Raw genomic sequence first — 16,810 nt, 5'->3', positions numbered from 1 at the left:
TCTAAACATATTACAAATATATGTTTTGTATTCTGAATATAGTTTTTATATATATATATATATATTTAGATTGCCAATTATTTATGATTTATGATAATATAAAAATCAAGAGGAAACGACTATGGATATTAAACAAATGATATATTTTAAGACTATTGTAGACGAAGGAACTATTTCTAAAGCAGCTATTAAATTACATATGGCACAGCCCCCTTTATCTATGCAGCTGAAATCTTTAGAAAAAGAATTAGGTGTCTCACTCTTAACACGAGGAAAAAGACATGTCACTTTAACAGCTGCAGGTAAATTATTATATAAACGTGCTTCTCAAATCTTAGGTTTAGAAGAATTAACACGTCATGAAATCACAAATATATCCTGTGAAACATTAAGAATAGGAATTACATCTTCTAATAGTGCTATTATTCATGAAGATAAAGTCATTAACTTTATTAAAAATCATCCCAATTTAAACTTTAGAATTAAAGAAGGTCCTACCGGTGAGATGATAGATCTCTTACAGGCTCATGAAATAGATATAGGTATTGTCAGAACACCTTATAATTCATTAAATATAGCTTCAATCGCATTAGAGAAAGGACCAATGCTTGCGATTGGTCCTAAAGATATGATTAATGATCATATGAATCATTTAATTGATTATAAAGATAAGCCTTTAATTATACATAGACGTTATCAGTCTTTAATTACTGATTATTGTCTTAACAGATTATCTTTTAATCCCTATATTCATATTCAAAGCGATGATTGCCGAACATCCATTTACTGGGCTTTAACGCTTAATGAAATCGCAATTATTCCTGATACTGCTGAACCTCTTATTAACAGTTCATTAAAAGCAGTCACGCTAAAAGATAAAGACCTTTATACCGGTGTTGCTGTTGTGTCCAGATTAGATGATAATCTATCACCCATCGCAAAAGAATTTATTTCTTTGTTTGAATAACCCTTAAACTGTGAGGATTTACTTTCAGATGATAAGAAGATGCTTCAATTTCTTCGCCATCAATATTACATATTTTAGTATAAACATAGACTTCTTTCGTTTTAAAACTAAGGGAGTCTTTTATCTTATTCATATGATGTGTTAATATCTTAGCGGCATAGAAAGGAACATTCCTTTTTAATATCTTGGGAATAATAAAGACATTCAATAAACCATCCTGTAATGAAGCCTTAGGAGCAATCTGAATACCTCCTCCATAATACTGACCATTCATAAATGTACATAATGTTGTCTGATCATCATAGATAACCTTTTCATTCTCAATAATCTTAACATGATGAAAAGGATAATGTCTTATCTTAGTAAAAACAGATAAGAAATATCTACTAGAATTCTTCGTTTTATCTGAATGTTCATGGATAGAATTCGCAATCAAAGCATCTAATGAAAAGCAAATGGAATTAACCGCATAGACATCATTAACTGATACCGTATCAATAAGTACTGATTCTTTATTCAATGAATCTATTAATACCTGTTTAGGATCAGAAGACTGATTCACACTACGACTAAAATCATTACCTGTTCCCTTGGGAATAATCACAACTTCATGTTCTGTATTAACCAGATTTTGAATAACCTGATTAAAGAAACCATCTCCCCCAATACTATAAAAACGTGCTGGCTCTTTATATTCTCTAATAATCTTATCTACATGATGACTATATTGAGAAACTCTGATCACATAATCATAACCTTTCATAACCTCATGAATAACAGGTATAAATTCCGGTGTTTTTAATAAAAATATATGTTTCATAAATTATCCCTTTAATACTGTTAAATATCTATAAAAGTTCCCTTTTCTATAATAACATGATTTCTCTATTTGAAGTCCTGTTTTTTTATATTCATCACTAAAATCTAAATGAGTGATAGCTACACATCTCCTAGATATAGAAATAGATTGTTTAATTAAAGCTAATTGTATCTCTTTTGGAATATAATGATAAACTCCATAGGGAACATCAATAATGGATAAATCATAATATTCTCTTATATCATAAATATCTTTTCTGGAGATAAGTTTAGGGTCATATCCAAAATATTCTAAGTTTAAGCGTGCCTTATAAGAAATATCTCTATTAATATCACTGCCAATTATCTTAAATCCCATAGAAAGACCTTCTAAAACAACAGTTCCCACTCCACAGCACGGATCAATAATACGAATCTTTTCATCAATTCCGGCACCGATATTAATAGCACTTCTGGCAATACGAACCGGTAACGAATGAGAATAACTATGAGGCTTATATTCATATTGATTCCATTTCTTATTAGATTCTAAAATACCAAAATAATAAGTATCTTCAATAAGAGTATAAGCAAAAATAATCTTTGGATGACTCAGATCGGTACTTCCATCAATCGGATCACTCAATCTTTGAGCATGGATTAAGGATGTTTGATAGTCCAGATGTGTTATCCTATTCTTATAGTAAACAATCTTAAAGTCTTCATAATACATATGTCTTTTCTCTAATTGACTTACTAATTCTTCAATATTCTTTCCCTGACATAGTAATAGAATACGATCTTTGATAAAGGCAGAACGCTGAAAATGAAAATCTAAATCACTCAAATGGTAATGTTCAAAATCACAGTTAAAGAATGTTTTAAACTCACACTGTGCTAATGAAGATTCATTCGGTTCAAAATAATTGGATATATAGAGATATTTTTTCATACTTTCAGTATACCTGATTTTATTAGAAAGACAATATTTCTATTTTTCAATCACTCAAATCATCATATTCTATTAGCAATGGCTTCTAAAATATAAACAACCGGAACTTGTGTTGCTGATGAATAATAATATCTATCTTTTACACTTGGCATATAATAACAAATAATATAATCAGCTAATTTTGCTGATAAGGAAATACCTGTATTAGTAATAACAACACTTTTTATATGAACTTCTTTAAGAAAAGTCAATACTTGATTGATTTCTCTTGTTTCGCCTGAGACAGTTAATATGATTGCTACTTCATGCCCGGAATAAATATCTTTAATTCTTGATGAAAAATCACCAACATAATAAGATTTCTTTCCCTTTCTATTAAATAATAGGCTCCCGGCCTTGGCAAAAGCTCCTGAAATTCCCATGCCAAAAAAGATAACTTCACTACACTTTTTCACCATTTCAGCAACTGTGTTAAAGCCCTCATCAAATTCGCCATTATTAACTCTATTAAAATAATCTAAAATATAATTTAAGCTTTCTTTATTTGGCTTACTATATTTACCATCTTGTATTTTAATAATCATTTTCCAATCAGTAAAGCCTTCATATCCCAGTTTCTTAGCAACACGAGTAATCATTGATGGTGAAACATGTAAATTATTTGCAATGTCAATTAAGCGCATATGCGTAATTTGATCTTTATGAGCTATAATATAATTATAGATATTCAACTCCAGTTCATTTAAAAACTTAATGTTTTCTGTTTCTCTCATTCTACCCTCACCCTATTTTAATTATACTAGTGTTTATCTTTAAAAAACAAGTTCAATATAAAAGCTTCTATGAGATAGCCATTTATCTCATAGAAGCTTGCTTTTTATTCTTTTTATCTAATTGAATAAGCGCATTATGATAAGTATCTGTTGTTATATTTACAACTAATGTATGGCATATAATATCATGTAATGATTGTCGTGATGGCGTTAATAATAGTATTAATATAGAGATAACAGTTATTACTAAACCTGTCATTTTGACAATATTTCCAACAGAAGGTGTGGTTAAAATTGAAATAATCTGATTCATTGAAGAAGTCGTTGCATAAATACTTCCTTCTATGACCATAATCATTATAAATTGTCGAAATATAAGCTTACCTAGTGTTACATCACTATAATCACTATTTACAATTCGTAATGAAGTGATTTTCTTGCCTATTGTCTGTCCTTTAAGTTTATAAGGGATTAAAACATAATAAATAAAAGCAGTAAAAATACAAACAATACCCACTATAATATTTAACGGATACGGAAAGATTGATAATCTGTTAGGAATAATTTTTGCATCAGGATGTATTATCATATAAATAATAATTAGAGGAACAGAAGATAGAACACTGCCAATGTACCAATCAATACCATAAGCTATAGCTCTTCTTATAAAAGTTTTTTTATTTGGTTCAGAACTTCTTAATTTTTTAATTATTCCCATATTTATCACTATCCTAAATAAAATAACAATTATCTAAATTATAAAATCTCACCATTTGTTTCAATAACTTTCTGATACCAAGAAAATGAATCTTTCTTATATCTCTTAAGCGTTCCTTTCCCATCATTATTTTTATCAACATAGATAAAACCATAACGCTTTTGCATTTCTCCTGTAGAAAAGCTTACGCAATCAATACATCCCCATACGGTATAGCCCAATAGATTGACACCGTCAATCTCAACAGCATCTTTCATTTGCTGAATGTGTGCTTTAAGATAAGCAATACGATATTGATCATGAACAATACCATTCTCAAAAGTGTCATATGCACCAAAACCATTTTCAACAATAAACATTGGTAATTCATAACGATCTTGAAGATAATTTAATGTATAGCGAAGCCCTTTAGCATCAATAGGCCATCCCCAGTCTGATTTTTGTATATATGGATTGTTGCATAAATCCTTTGATTCATCATAATCAAGATAGATATTTCCATCACCTTTAACACTAAAGGACATATAATAACTAAAGGCAATATAATCAACTGTACCTTTTTTTAAGATATCTAAATCTTCATTGATTATGTCAAGACAAAAATCTTTGCGTTCAAAAAATTTTTTCATATATCCGGGATAATATCCTCGAACATGAACATCAGTATACCAGAAACGCTTATGGTTTGATCCAATGGCTTTTAACATATCATCCGGATTACAGGAATAAGGATATATAGGCGTCATTGCAATCATACAACCTATCATCAGAGAAGAATCAATTTCATGTGCTATCTTAACTGCTTTTGCACTTGCAACCAATTCATAATGAGAAGCCTGATAAACTACTTTTTCCTTATCCTCATCATTATTAAATATAATTCCTGAATTTGTAAAAACAGATCCTTCTGAATTATAGTTTGACTGATTATTGATTTCATTAAACGTTAGCCAATATTTTACTTGATGATGGTACCTCTTAAAACATACAGTTGCGAAATTTATAAAGAAATCAATTAATTTTCGATTTCTCCATCCTCCATATTTTTTAACTAAATAGAAAGGCATTTCAAAATGAGAAAGCGTAATAATAGGCTTAATACCATTTTTTAACATTTCTTCAAATAAGTTATCATAGAATTTTAATCCTTCTTCATTAGGTTCTTTCTCATCTCCTTTAGGAAAAATTCTTGCCCAAGAGATAGAAGTTCTAAAGCATTGAAATCCCATTTCTTTAAATAAAGCTATGTCTTCTTTATAATGATGATAAAAATCAATAGCTTCATGATTAGGATAATATGCTCCTGAAATAATATTATCAGTAATGATACGAGATTTGTTTGCTCCGCCCACTAACATCATATCCGAAATATTAGGTCCTTTTCCATCAATATTCCAGGCTCCTTCGACCTGATGAGCAGCTACTGCTCCACCCCACAAAAAATCTTTATTCATCTTAATTAGGGCTTTCCATCTCTTCTTTAACAGCCGCTCTGCTTGCCGCCATAACAAAAGGTAAATAGATAAGAACAGAAATGGCTAAACAGATAATACCGACTACTAAAGACATAAGATTATTTGCTCCTGATCCTAAAAATGGTGTTAAGACTTCAGGAGTTGTCCAAGCTACTGAATATGCAATTGGTGGTATGATTTTTGATACTACAAATAGATATCCAACTATATTACATATAACAGGAGCAAGGATAAAAGGAATAAGATAGATTGGATTCATAACCAATGGAAATCCGAAGATAATAGGTTCATTAATATTAAATAATCCCGGCAGCAAAGACATTTTTGCAATATTATATTGGGCTTTATTTTTACGACCGGCAATGAAGGTCGCAATAATAAGTCCTAAAGTAGCTCCTGATCCTCCTCCATTACCAAAGGCATCATTGATTGACTGCCAAGTGATAGGATATGGAGCTCCCCAAGAACTTCCATGACTGGCTACATAAGCTAAATTTAAATTAGCTTGTTCAGTCCATATAACTGAACGTAGTGCTGATAATGTATTAGGTCCGTGAATACCTAATATCCATAAAAATTGCTGAACAATTACAAACACCAAAATTGTTCCCATAGATGAGCCAAGTGATGTCATTGGCGCCTGAATAGCATTATAAATTAATACTTGAATTCCATCAGCCGTTAGCTTAGAAAAAACGAAATTCAATACACCTATCATTGCTAATACAATCATAATAGGAATTAAAAGATTAAACGACTGAGATACAGCAGGAGGCACCATTTCCGGCATCTTAATTCTTAATTTGCTATTTCTGCCTAAGCGTGTAAGAATTTCAGCTGTTAATAAACCAAAAATTAAAGCAACAAATAATCCTTGTGCTCCAAAGTAAGTTCTTGATAATCCTGATCCTGACTTATCAACAAATTCTTTAGCTCCCGGATAAAGAATAAAATAAGCTGATAATGAAGTAATTCCACATAATACCTTGTCACCATTCATCTCTTGAGCTAATTGATAAGCAGTTAAGAAAGCAATTAATAAAGCAATAATATTTGTTGTTCCATTAATAACAGAACTTAAAACGGCTTGATAGGAATCAAGATTAGGAATGAGCTTATTAAGCTGTAATAATGAAGCAATAAAACCATCTTTTGATAAAAAAACATAATTAATGAGTAACACCATAGATCCAGCCATAGTTAATGGAAAAGATAATGTAAAAGCATCTCTTACAGCGGCTACATGACGCTGTCCGTTAATCTTAGCAGCTAATGGTACAAAATACTTTTCCATAAAATCCTGAATTTTATTCATACACTTTCCTCCTTCACTTTTAATATAGAAAACGTTTTCTTAATTATAGATTATAGGTTTATCTACAAAAAAAGGAAGAATTTTGAGTTTTTCTTAATAGATAATATCATTTATTTTTTTGTTACATAATTGTAACAATTTAAGACATATTTTTTAGACATGATACTAATCTTTCAACTATTGTTACATTAAGAATTTGAGAATTATTTAATAATGAATAGCTTAACGCTAAATCAGCCAGTTTATTTACTGTACTTGTAAAAGACGATGTGATCGTTATTATAAGACTATTATCTTTTATTGCTTTAAGCTCCATTATCATATCAGCAATTTTGACTTCATCTTCAGCATTAAAAATAACAAGATTTACTCTTTTACCGCTACTATCTTTTTTTATAATTTTAAAATTAAAGGGCTCTTGACAGCTTATTGCCAGTTTCCCTATAGAACAAAGACTTCTTGCACAATAGTCAGCGACAAACCGAGTATTCCCAATACCATAACAAACTACCATATCTGCCTCATAAAGTAATGAAGCCGCTTCTTCTAATTTACTTTTATAATAATCGGAATCAAGTGATTCCAAGCATTTTATCACTTCATCAAAATCATAAGAAGATTCAATTTTTTTAGTTACTTTTCTATATTCATATTTAAAATCTTTAAAGCTCTTATATCCTAATCTATGAATCAATCTTGATAAAGTTGCTGTACTTACTTTTGATTCTAAGGCAATATCACGCATAGACATAAACTTAATATCAGTACGAATTAAATATTCATAAAGTTTTATTTCACTCTTACTAAGATTATTAATATGTTTATATTTCATAGTTTTTTCTCCTGTAATCTATAAATAGAACTATAACAAGTTAATTATATCATATAATATAGTATATCCTTCTATATTTATTACTGAGTAAGATTGATAATGTTGTATGAATGATTGTATTTAGGAAAAGAAAAGTATAAAATAAAAATGTTCAAGGAGGTGTTCCTTATTTTAGGCTACGAATATTTTAGAAATACTCTTACCCATCCCCAAAGAATTATGCTTCTTGGTGTCCTATCAATGTTTCTGCCTTTTTATATGTGTGCAAGTGTTCTTACTCTCTTATTTATTAGGATTTTATGGAAGCATGAAGTGAAAGAACTCTATATTGAAACCACAAATGCCTGGTATCTGATTGCTTTTTCAATTTTATCAGCCATTGTTTCTTTATTTTATAAAAATTATCTGGGAGCATTAATTAGTGCCGGATTTATTATTTTTATAACTTTAATGCTTTACTACCGAAAACATCTGACAAAACCGTTCTTTGAAACTCTCACAAATCTTATCTTATATATGAGCGCTTTTGCAGCTATTTATGGATTAATAGAGTATGTAAGTATATTATCTAAGTTTGATTTAAATCGTATAGAAATAATCGTCTTTAATACTCCGGAAAATAGAATTAATTCTGTTTTCTTTAATGCGAATTACTATGCTATGATGATCGAATTCTTTGTCGGTATTGCATTCTATAAAACACTCAATATCTTTCAAAATAAAATAGGTACTGATGAACTTAAAAAATTATTTACGATTGGTATAATTACCTCTTTAAACTTATTCTGTCTGTATATATCAGGATGTCGTACCGCATGGCCTGCTATTTTAATTAGCGGAGCTATCATGCTTTTATTAAGTCATCATCGCAAACTCTTTATCTCTATTGCCGGCATAGGAGGTGCAGGTATTGTCTATCTGACTTTTAATCCGCAAAAAATTCCTCGTGTCAACAATATTATTGCTTATCTTGGGGTACGTATGAAAATTTGGAAAGCCGCCATCAGCTGTATTAAAGATCATCCATTATTTGGTGAAGGCCCTCTAACCTATTTTCATATCTATAAACAATATCATGGTCATCCTACTCAGCATGCTCATAATATTTATATAGATCCTATTTTATCTTATGGTATTATTGGTTTAGGATTACTTGTTCCATATATATATGATGTTCTAAAAAATATTATAAGACTCTATAAAAAACATCTTGATGATAATCTTGTGGCATTGATATTTGGGTGTCTCACAATGATTTTTATTCACGGCTTTTTAGACTTAACAATATTTTTTGTTCAGACGGGATTCTTATTCTTAATAATTATTTCCAGTTTCGGTATCTATAATAATGAAATAAAGGCTTAGCAAATGCTAAGCCTTTATTAATCCCTGTCTGACAAACTCATTATGGATACCATTATTTAATGGACTCTCAGTAATAGTATCAGCATATCTCTTAAGTTTTTCACTGCCATTCTCCATAACTATACCGATATGAACTGTTTTAATCATTTCCAAGTCATTCATAGAATCACCAAACCCTATAGTAGCTTCCAGAGGAACATGATAATAATCCAGTATTTTCTGTATTCCTAATCCTTTAGAAACAGTAAAATCATTAATTTCACCGTTTATCATATCATTACTGATTATTTCATCAAATAATATAAAGCGTAATCTCTCTTTACAATAGTCCTTTAATAACTTAACACCTTCTTTGCTTTTCCCTATAAATACAAATTTATGAATAGGTTCTCCTTGATAGTCTTCAAGATCCTTGGCTTTCATCTCATCTTTTCTATTCTCTATAATTCTTGCCATTTCTGAATTTAACTGATCATATGTTGTTCCCAAAGCAAATAACTGAGTAATTTCAGGCTGTTGATAAGTTATATGAGTAGTTTCTAAAGAATAATAGATATGGTATCTTTTTGCTATTTCAGTTAATTCAAGAATAGTCTTTTCATTCATTGACTCATCTATTAAAATATGATTATCAGTTTCTATATAGGAACCGGCACTACAGATAAAACCATCAAATCCAATTGGCAAAAATTTCTGAATAGATGCTTTATTTCTTCCTGTACATAAAAAAACTTTATGTCCATTTTTTCTTGCTTCTTTAATTGCTTTTATAGCACTTTTCGGAACATCATAGCCATGTTCAAATAATGTTCCATCAACATCAATAAATATATATTTCTTTTCCAATTTTATCACCTATACTTTATCATATCTTATTTCTCTTAAAATAGAAAGATATATACAAATTATGAAAAGGAGAGCATCATGTTTTTTAAACTCACTTCTATTAATGATCCTTGTTTAAATCAATATACACAATTCAATGAATCACAAAGATATCATAGCTATGAACCTGAAATAGGTACCTTTATTCATTGATATCTGTCACTATTGATACATATACTCACTTAATAAAGAACAAGAAAGATGAACTAATGGATATCTTAAATAAAAAGCCTTGATTAAATCAAGGTATTTTTTATATGGTGCTGGAGATGGGATTTGAACCCACAGCCTACTGGTTACGAGTCAGTTGCTCTGCCATTGGAGCTACTCCAGCATGGAAATAATTATATCACTTTGAATTTGACATCGCAACAAAGTTTCATTAATATAATATTAAAGTAGAGGTGAGAATATGGCAATTAAAGTACAGGCAAAAGATACTGATGAACTGACAGTTGAATTGGAAGAATGGTCTTTAGGTGTCAATCTTATTGATACGTCATCAAAAGAAGAAAAAGTTGTTAAAATTGAATCTGATCAATTAAAAGAAGATCATTCACATCGTACATCTTATCTTAATAGAGATATAAAAGATGAAGAAGATAATTAAAAGGGGCTGACCCAGTAAAGTGATTTTTGTTAATCACTGAGCTGGTGTCAGTTCTTTTTCTTTATTATCTGATACTCATTTTATCAATTCTATTTATTGATGAGAAACCACATAAAAAAACACCCTTTTTTGGGCGCAATATCCCTATACTGTTGTGAAAAGTCATTTTTCAGGTGTGATTATCTTTTTTCTAGCAGGCCTGTTTGCACTCTAACCTGGCTTTGCTTTGTATCATATTATGGTACTTCCTGATATTGAAGCCGATTGCGAGCATGTAAAATTCAAATTTTACATTGGAATTGCCTCTTCGACGTAATCTTTCATATCCATAATCCTGTTTAATAATTCCAAACGTACCCTCACTATATATCTGTCTTGATTGCATTAACTGCTTACCGACAGATGTATGAATAGCTTCATCAACGTGATCGTGAAAATCCTCGAGCTTCTTGCATACAGTCATTGTTCTATTTCCCAAAGCTTTGCTACACTTACTCTTGAAAGGACAGGTACTGCATCCATCACATTCACATTTGATATTTTCCTTGTCATAAAGCCCACGCTTCTCAACTCTACGACTTACAGGATTAAACACATGACCTTCAGGACATACAAAAAATCCATCGTCATTTCTTTTTAGATGTCTCTTGAAGTATCGATTTTTCTCGGTTACTTTTTCCTGCTTTTTATAAATTCCTGAGTACTTGATGTATCCATATTCAATATCGTTTTCTTCACAAAAGCTATAGTTGTCATAGTCCCCATATCCGGCATCACAAACCACGATAGAAGGATACTTTCCATAATGCTTCTTATACTTCTTTAAAAAAGGAATGAAAGTAGGAAGGTCATTACCGTTAGATGTAATGAGAATGTTTCTGATAAATCCACTGCTGATGCCAAGCTGTACATTGTATCCGGGCTTGAATATATTGGTATGATTGTAATAGTCCCACTTCATATGCATGAACGTAGCGTCCGGATCAGTTTTTGAAAAGCTGTTACGATCACCTAATATGTCAAAATGTATCATATACTTATATATCTTGATACATAGATCCTTTAACTCATCATATAATCTCTGGATTTCCTGCTTTCTATAGCCACGTCCAATAACCATCTGAATTCCCTGAGCCTCCATATATTTTTCAATACAATCAGCGATTTTAAGCATATAGGCAGGATTAGGCTCTCTTATTTGGGAATAGAATATATCAATGCCGTTGGCTTTAAAGAATTTGTTTAACTTCTTGATAAGATTCATGAATTTCTTCCATGTTCTTTCATAGTAGCGTTTTGTAGCTTTTTTCCATACGAAAGTATTCTTGTTCGCGTTTGCTTCAAACTTAGATCCATCAATAGTCAGAATATCTGCAACCATGTCAATTCTGTCATCATTTTCTATGAATTTATTAAGTTCATAGAAAATATCTTCAATTGGCATAAGAAGGTCATTGTGCATAAAACGCTGGAAACTTGAGTGACCGATTGATACGTTTCCGGTAAAGAATTTATATCTAATATCTGAAATAGTTTTATTTTCCAATTCACGTGTAGAAATATAACCGTCTTCAGCGAATCCCAACAAAATACATCTTAATAATTTCATTGGATCATGCCCATGTGATTTGCGGTTATTGAGATTAACATATTTACCAATGTTTATCCTTTCCGTAATCTCAATAACGGTACGTGCAAGATCATCCTGAGGCACATCTTTCTCGAAAGAAATAGTAAAATCGAGTAGCGCATAGGTCTGAAATACGCTATAATCTTTTTTGTATACTGTTGTATTAGTCATATAAACATTATACAAAAAAATGCGTCGGATGTCTCCGTCGCATTTTTATTTTTAAGCTACTCAGTTTTATTTAACCGGGTCAGCCCCTTTTAATTATTTCTTGCTTAATAAATCTCTGATTTCTTCCAATAATAGAACTTCTGCACTTTTTGCTTCGGGAGCAGCAACTGGTTCCTCTGCTTTTTTCATCTTATTTTTAGCTGTATTAATAGCTTTAATCATTGTAAATATACATAAAGCTAATAATAAGAAATTAATTAAAGATGATACTACAGCTCCATAAGCTATTTCAACAGTTCCTACTTTAGCAACTGCTTTATCTAAACTTGCCGGAATTTTAATAATTGCTGAAATAATACCCATGACCATATTTACAACTGCTGTAACCACTTCTTTAAGTGCACCACCTAAAATAACACCTACAGCCATATCTATAACATTTCCGGTAAATGCAAATTCTTTAAATTCATTCCATAAATTTTTCATAAATTTTCCTCCCTAGCTAATAATACAGAATGTTTTATTGCTTTTCAAGTTTATTATCCTAATGCAACATCCAAGATCATCATAACACAGAATCCAATCGCAAATCCAATTGTTGCAATATTAGAATGCTTACCCTTACTAGCTTCAGGAATAAGTTCTTCTACAATAACATAAATCATAGCTCCGGCTGCAAATGATAAAAGATAAGGAAGGATAGGTATCATCTGTCTTGATAAAAGAATCATTAAAATAGCACCTATCGGCTCTACTAATCCGGATAATGTCCCAAGAATAAATGCTTTTATTTTACCCATTCCTTCTGCTTTTAAAGGCATGGAAATAATAGCACCCTCAGGAAAGTTCTGAATAGCTATTCCTAAAGATAATGCCATCGCAGCAGCTAAAGTAATCTTCGTTCCTCCTGACAGCATTCCTGCAAAAACAACACCTACTGCCATACCTTCAGGAAAATTATGAATAGTAACTGCCAGCATCATCATAGTGGTTTTTTTCAATTTAGGACGAAGATGTCCTTCCGGTTCATCTTCATTTAAATGAAGATGAGGGACTAACTCATCAATTCCCAGAAGCATAAAGATACCTACCAACATTCCTATCACTGCCGGCATAAAGCTAAGTTTTCCCCAGGAATGACTCATATCAATAGAAGGAATAAGTAATGACCAGACAGAAGCCGCCATCATGACTCCGCCTGCAAATCCTAATAATATTTTTTCTAAAAGTTTATTCATACGGTTTCTCATTAGAAAGACCATTGCTGATCCTAATGTTGTTCCGACAAAAGGAATTAATACCCCTATTATTATATTTGTATTCATATATTACCTCACATGGAATAATCTACCATAAATGGAATTTGATTACTAAGTATATGACTTGAAAGTTTCTTTTATTCCTATCCATTTCTCTAAACATTATAAGTTTTAATTTATCTTGCATGGTTTCAGTAGCATTTTCATTGAAGTGTACAACAACCGCATAGGTTACTTTCCCAATTTTCTTTATCGTCTTTGTTCCTGTATTCTAATCATTTTTATTTTCGTACACATAAATTTCCTCCTGCTTATTACACTAAAAAACGACCGGCTTTTTTTCGGTCGTTTTACTTCGTTCTTTCAATTTCACAGATTATTACCTTGAATATTAAATTTTGTTTTTTAATTGGTCAGATGTTCTCTGACCAATTGACTATTTTAATTTTTTATCTTTTTCTTTATCTGCATAGCCTTCTATGGATAGATATTCCTTGTTTAATTCATTTAAAATTTCTTCTTCACTTGGTAAATATAGTTTATCTTTTGATGCAAATATCTATCTTTTGGAAGAGTATATTTAACAATAGAATCACTCTTATCAGCATAAAGTACAATACCTATCGGAGAATTATCTCCCTCATTCATCTTTTCTCTTTCATAATAATGAATATACATCTACATTTGTCTTAAATCTTGATGTGTTAAATCTCCAATTTTCAAATCTATCAAAATGTCTTCCGTCAAAGGTAAATCTTTTCTGCCTTGCTACAAATGAAAAACCTCTCCCTAATTCTAAAAGAAACTTCTGTAAATGAGTTATTAAGGCTTGTTCCAAATCACTTTCATAAAAAAAACTGTTTATTTGCCTATTAAGTTGCCTTGTACTCCAATTGAATTTTATAGCTTCTTCTAAATAAAAGTTCCTTGTCTTTTCGTTTTCAACACGCATTAAACTGTCCAACTCAATTTGCTATGCAGTGCCTAGCCATTTGAAAAAGCAAGATAAAACTGCCTCATATTCTTAAGATTTACAACTATAAATCCCTTTCCAAAATCCTTTGTCATCTGCTTAGATAGTTCTTGTAATAACCTTTGTCCATCAATAATTTTCTTACCGATATTCCAATAAATTTCAACCATCACATAACTTTATCTCCTTAACATTATTAAATCTCCTTTATTTTAATTTTAAAAAATATTAATCTACTTTATTGATATTTATAAATGTATAACATAATCAGTTATTGAATTTAAAAATTCTTGATCATGAGAAACAATGAATATTATTTTATTATCACTCTTACATTCATTGATTATATGAGAAATATTCATCATATTGTAATAATCCATCCCACTTGTAGGCTCATCAAAAAATAAAAGTTGGGAATTTTTACAAAGTACAGATGCTATTGCTACCCTTTGCTTTTGCCCACCCGACAAACTCATTGGATGACGATCTTTCAATTCATACAAATCAAGTTTTCTTAGGATATCTTCAATATGTCTGTTTTTAATATTTTTTGTTCCAAGACTTACTTCATTTATAACAGAATCGGTAAAAAGTTGGTGATTAACATCTTGCATCACAAGAGATGATATTTTAAGCCTATCTGTTTTTGAAAGCCTTTTACCATCTAAATAGATTTCATCCTTTGATTTTCTTTCGCAACCTATAAGGCATCTTAGCAAAGTAGATTTACCAAGTCCGTTTGTTCCCACTATGCCATAGGTTTTACCCATTTCAAAAAAGATGTTTTTGAAAAGTAATTTGTTATCTACACCATTAAATTTAAATTCAATATTTCTTACTTCAAAATTTCCCTTTTTTTGAATTTCAGGCACTACAAGCTTTGTTTTAGACTTATCTCTTAACCCTAACTCATTAAGTTTTTTAGATGGTATTTTCATAAAATCTATTTTTGTATATTCCCTTTGTATTTTACCATCTTGAATCAAAAAAACTCTATCTATAATATCCATAAGATAGTATATTCTATGCTCTGAAATAATAAGAGTTTTTCCTTTATTTTTTAGCTTTGTAAGCATTCCTTTTATAATTATAATATTTTCTTCATCAAGATTTGATGAAGGTTCATCCAAAACAATTATTTCCGTTCCGGATATATAACTTGCAGCAATACATAAAATCTGCTTTTCTCCACCTGAAAGCTTGAAAATATCTCTATTTAAAAGGTGTTTTATCGGAAATATATCCAACATATCATTTAGTCTTTCATCCATTTGTTTTTTTGAAAGACCTATGTTTTCTAAATAAAAAAGTAATTCAAGGGTAGTATTTATATTAAAAAAGTGTGTCTTTGGATTCTGAAATACACTTGATACCAAACCGGATATTTCATACAGTCGGAGATTCCTGACATCTCTATTATCTATCCTTATAGTTCCCTCCATAGAAGCCCCGTCATATCGTACAGCTAATCCATTGATAGAATTAATAATTGAAGATTTTCCGCTTCCACTTTTTCCTGTAAATAATACACATTCTCCCTTATTTATATTTAAAGAAATGTCTTTTAACACTTTGGGGTAATTCCCATAAGATAGAGATAAATTTTCAATTTCTACCATAAAATTCCTCCTATAATCATAATTAGCATTAAAAACACATAGATAAAATCGACTATTTTTATTTTAATAGATATATATCTTGTTTTTTTAATAGGATTTTCAATGCATTTTGTTTCTGCAGCCTTTGCGATATCATCAGAAATATTGGATGATATAACAAGTAAAGGTACTATTACATATTCAATGTATGAAATCGGATTTTTAAATGTAATTCCTCGTATCCTCATAGCAAGTTTTATATTCCTACTTTCCTCTCTAAACGACGGGAAAAATCTAAACATTACAGCAATTGGTATAGAAACAGAGCGAGGTAATTTAATTTTATCCATTGAAGATATCACACTTCCTACATCTGAAGTTTTTATAAAAAAACTGCCTGCACTAAATGGAATATATGATATGTACCCTCCTTACTGATTGTCCAGTAAAGAGGGTACATATCATAAGTTATGCCGCTTATTTCAGAGA

Annotated in this window: 20 protein-coding genes and 1 tRNA gene; 3 read left to right on the top strand and 18 right to left on the bottom strand. The window is 30.5% G+C overall.

Annotated elements, in window-relative coordinates; translation table 11 throughout:
• Window positions 1-121: 121 nt before the first annotated feature.
• Window positions 122-967: a LysR family transcriptional regulator gene (locus HMPREF9943_RS01310; protein ID WP_004801322.1), complete on the top strand. Its 846-nt coding sequence runs from the start codon at window positions 122-124 to the stop codon at window positions 965-967.
• Here the strand turns inward: HMPREF9943_RS01310 and HMPREF9943_RS01305 are convergent.
• The 7 genes from HMPREF9943_RS01305 to HMPREF9943_RS01275 all read right to left on the bottom strand — a co-directional run bounded on the left by HMPREF9943_RS01305 (window position 948) and on the right by HMPREF9943_RS01275 (window position 7,830).
• Window positions 948-1,787 (bottom strand): diacylglycerol/lipid kinase family protein, encoded by an 840-nt coding sequence (locus HMPREF9943_RS01305; protein WP_004801319.1) that lies wholly within the window; start codon window positions 1,785-1,787, stop codon window positions 948-950. The two genes, HMPREF9943_RS01310 and HMPREF9943_RS01305, sit on opposite strands and share 20 nt — an antisense overlap.
• A 3-nt stretch (window positions 1,788-1,790) precedes the next feature.
• Window positions 1,791-2,717, bottom strand: a complete 927-nt coding sequence (locus HMPREF9943_RS01300) for a TRM11 family SAM-dependent methyltransferase (RefSeq protein WP_004801317.1) — start codon at window positions 2,715-2,717, stop codon at window positions 1,791-1,793.
• 62 nt (window positions 2,718-2,779) lie between these two features.
• Window positions 2,780-3,490, bottom strand: a complete 711-nt coding sequence (locus HMPREF9943_RS01295) for a MurR/RpiR family transcriptional regulator (protein WP_004801315.1) — start codon at window positions 3,488-3,490, stop codon at window positions 2,780-2,782.
• Between the two features lie 82 nt (window positions 3,491-3,572).
• Entirely contained in the window at window positions 3,573-4,208 is a 636-nt protein-coding gene (locus HMPREF9943_RS01290) for an RDD family protein (protein WP_004801313.1), read from the bottom strand.
• Window positions 4,209-4,246: 38 nt separating this feature from the next.
• On the bottom strand, window positions 4,247-5,662 hold the full coding sequence (locus tag HMPREF9943_RS01285) for a 6-phospho-beta-glucosidase (protein WP_004801311.1): 1,416 nt from the start codon (window positions 5,660-5,662) through the stop codon (window positions 4,247-4,249).
• A 1-nt stretch (window position 5,663) separates the two neighbouring features.
• Window positions 5,664-6,998, bottom strand: a complete 1,335-nt coding sequence (locus HMPREF9943_RS01280; protein WP_004801309.1) for a PTS sugar transporter subunit IIC — start codon at window positions 6,996-6,998, stop codon at window positions 5,664-5,666.
• 139 nt (window positions 6,999-7,137) lie between these two features.
• Complete coding sequence (locus HMPREF9943_RS01275) at window positions 7,138-7,830, bottom strand: MurR/RpiR family transcriptional regulator (protein WP_004801307.1); 693 nt, start codon at window positions 7,828-7,830, stop codon at window positions 7,138-7,140.
• A gap of 312 nt (window positions 7,831-8,142) precedes the next feature.
• Between HMPREF9943_RS01275 and HMPREF9943_RS01270 the strand changes: the two genes are divergently transcribed.
• Window positions 8,143-9,195 carry an O-antigen ligase family protein gene (locus HMPREF9943_RS01270; RefSeq protein ID WP_241431572.1) on the top strand — a complete coding sequence of 351 codons (1,053 nt, stop codon included), beginning with the start codon at window positions 8,143-8,145 and terminating at the stop codon, window positions 9,193-9,195.
• A 6-nt stretch (window positions 9,196-9,201) separates the two neighbouring features.
• Here the strand turns inward: HMPREF9943_RS01270 and HMPREF9943_RS01265 are convergent, their stop codons facing one another.
• Together HMPREF9943_RS01265 and HMPREF9943_RS01260 are read right to left on the bottom strand one after the other, a co-directional pair.
• Entirely contained in the window at window positions 9,202-10,041 is an 840-nt protein-coding gene (locus HMPREF9943_RS01265) for a Cof-type HAD-IIB family hydrolase (protein ID WP_004801303.1), read from the bottom strand.
• A 297-nt stretch (window positions 10,042-10,338) separates the two neighbouring features.
• Window positions 10,339-10,414 (bottom strand) — tRNA-Thr (locus tag HMPREF9943_RS01260).
• Window positions 10,415-10,492: 78 nt separating this feature from the next.
• Between HMPREF9943_RS01260 and HMPREF9943_RS01255 the strand changes: the two genes are divergently transcribed.
• Window positions 10,493-10,690, top strand: coding sequence for a hypothetical protein (locus tag HMPREF9943_RS01255; protein ID WP_004801300.1), 198 nt, complete (start codon window positions 10,493-10,495; stop codon window positions 10,688-10,690).
• A gap of 190 nt (window positions 10,691-10,880) precedes the next feature.
• On the opposite strand, the gene HMPREF9943_RS01250 is transcribed toward HMPREF9943_RS01255, so the two are convergent.
• The 9 genes from HMPREF9943_RS01250 to HMPREF9943_RS01225 all read right to left on the bottom strand — a co-directional run bounded on the left by HMPREF9943_RS01250 (window position 10,881) and on the right by HMPREF9943_RS01225 (window position 16,734).
• Window positions 10,881-12,491, bottom strand: a complete 1,611-nt coding sequence (locus HMPREF9943_RS01250; protein ID WP_004801298.1) for a transposase — start codon at window positions 12,489-12,491, stop codon at window positions 10,881-10,883.
• 93 nt (window positions 12,492-12,584) lie between these two features.
• Window positions 12,585-12,977, bottom strand: a complete 393-nt coding sequence (gene mscL / locus HMPREF9943_RS01245) for a large conductance mechanosensitive channel protein MscL (RefSeq protein WP_004801296.1) — start codon at window positions 12,975-12,977, stop codon at window positions 12,585-12,587.
• A 53-nt stretch (window positions 12,978-13,030) separates the two neighbouring features.
• Window positions 13,031-13,816, bottom strand: a complete 786-nt coding sequence (locus HMPREF9943_RS01240) for a ZIP family metal transporter (protein WP_004801294.1) — start codon at window positions 13,814-13,816, stop codon at window positions 13,031-13,033.
• Window positions 13,817-13,838: 22 nt separating this feature from the next.
• Window positions 13,839-13,994 carry a transposon-encoded TnpW family protein gene (locus tag HMPREF9943_RS09775; RefSeq protein ID WP_241431576.1) on the bottom strand — a complete coding sequence of 52 codons (156 nt, stop codon included), beginning with the start codon at window positions 13,992-13,994 and terminating at the stop codon, window positions 13,839-13,841.
• A gap of 263 nt (window positions 13,995-14,257) precedes the next feature.
• Entirely contained in the window at window positions 14,258-14,398 is a 141-nt protein-coding gene (locus HMPREF9943_RS10145; RefSeq protein ID WP_004801292.1) for a hypothetical protein, read from the bottom strand.
• 10 nt (window positions 14,399-14,408) lie between these two features.
• Window positions 14,409-14,702, bottom strand: coding sequence for a PDDEXK nuclease domain-containing protein (locus HMPREF9943_RS10340; RefSeq protein ID WP_004801290.1), 294 nt, complete (start codon window positions 14,700-14,702; stop codon window positions 14,409-14,411).
• A 32-nt stretch (window positions 14,703-14,734) separates the two neighbouring features.
• Entirely contained in the window at window positions 14,735-14,893 is a 159-nt protein-coding gene (locus tag HMPREF9943_RS10135; protein ID WP_004801287.1) for a DUF1016 N-terminal domain-containing protein, read from the bottom strand.
• Between the two features lie 78 nt (window positions 14,894-14,971).
• Entirely contained in the window at window positions 14,972-16,342 is a 1,371-nt protein-coding gene (locus tag HMPREF9943_RS01230; RefSeq protein ID WP_004801284.1) for an ABC transporter ATP-binding protein, read from the bottom strand.
• On the bottom strand, window positions 16,336-16,734 hold the full coding sequence (locus HMPREF9943_RS01225) for an energy-coupling factor transporter transmembrane component T family protein (protein WP_276324480.1): 399 nt from the start codon (window positions 16,732-16,734) through the stop codon (window positions 16,336-16,338). The genes HMPREF9943_RS01230 and HMPREF9943_RS01225 overlap by 7 nt, the downstream gene beginning before the upstream one ends.
• Window positions 16,735-16,810: the final 76 nt, after the last annotated feature.

Source organism: Eggerthia catenaformis OT 569 = DSM 20559 (assembly GCF_000340375.1).
Lineage (GTDB): Bacteria > Bacillota_I > Bacilli_A > Erysipelotrichales > Coprobacillaceae > Eggerthia > Eggerthia catenaformis.
The sequence above is the reverse complement of the archived record's forward strand: the minus strand, read 5'-3'. Positions and strand labels throughout refer to the sequence as shown.

Coding starts and splice junctions, on each gene's coding strand:
- HMPREF9943_RS01290 (WP_004801313.1), bottom strand. CDS start 4,208: ATGGGAATAATTAAAAAATTAAGAAGTTCTGAACCAAATAAAAAAACT.
- HMPREF9943_RS01280 (WP_004801309.1), bottom strand. CDS start 6,998: ATGAATAAAATTCAGGATTTTATGGAAAAGTATTTTGTACCATTAGCT.
- HMPREF9943_RS01285 (WP_004801311.1), bottom strand. CDS start 5,662: ATGAATAAAGATTTTTTGTGGGGTGGAGCAGTAGCTGCTCATCAGGTC.
- HMPREF9943_RS01310 (WP_004801322.1), top strand. CDS start 122: ATGGATATTAAACAAATGATATATTTTAAGACTATTGTAGACGAAGGA.
- HMPREF9943_RS10340 (WP_004801290.1), bottom strand. CDS start 14,702: ATGCGTGTTGAAAACGAAAAGACAAGGAACTTTTATTTAGAAGAAGCT.
- HMPREF9943_RS10145 (WP_004801292.1), bottom strand. CDS start 14,398: ATGAATGAGGGAGATAATTCTCCGATAGGTATTGTACTTTATGCTGAT.
- HMPREF9943_RS01295 (WP_004801315.1), bottom strand. CDS start 3,490: ATGAGAGAAACAGAAAACATTAAGTTTTTAAATGAACTGGAGTTGAAT.
- HMPREF9943_RS01240 (WP_004801294.1), bottom strand. CDS start 13,816: ATGAATACAAATATAATAATAGGGGTATTAATTCCTTTTGTCGGAACA.
- HMPREF9943_RS01255 (WP_004801300.1), top strand. CDS start 10,493: ATGGCAATTAAAGTACAGGCAAAAGATACTGATGAACTGACAGTTGAA.
- HMPREF9943_RS01305 (WP_004801319.1), bottom strand. CDS start 1,787: ATGAAACATATATTTTTATTAAAAACACCGGAATTTATACCTGTTATT.
- HMPREF9943_RS01230 (WP_004801284.1), bottom strand. CDS start 16,342: ATGGTAGAAATTGAAAATTTATCTCTATCTTATGGGAATTACCCCAAA.
- HMPREF9943_RS10135 (WP_004801287.1), bottom strand. CDS start 14,893: ATGGTTGAAATTTATTGGAATATCGGTAAGAAAATTATTGATGGACAA.
- mscL (WP_004801296.1), bottom strand. CDS start 12,977: ATGAAAAATTTATGGAATGAATTTAAAGAATTTGCATTTACCGGAAAT.
- HMPREF9943_RS01250 (WP_004801298.1), bottom strand. CDS start 12,491: ATGACTAATACAACAGTATACAAAAAAGATTATAGCGTATTTCAGACC.
- HMPREF9943_RS01300 (WP_004801317.1), bottom strand. CDS start 2,717: ATGAAAAAATATCTCTATATATCCAATTATTTTGAACCGAATGAATCT.
- HMPREF9943_RS01275 (WP_004801307.1), bottom strand. CDS start 7,830: ATGAAATATAAACATATTAATAATCTTAGTAAGAGTGAAATAAAACTT.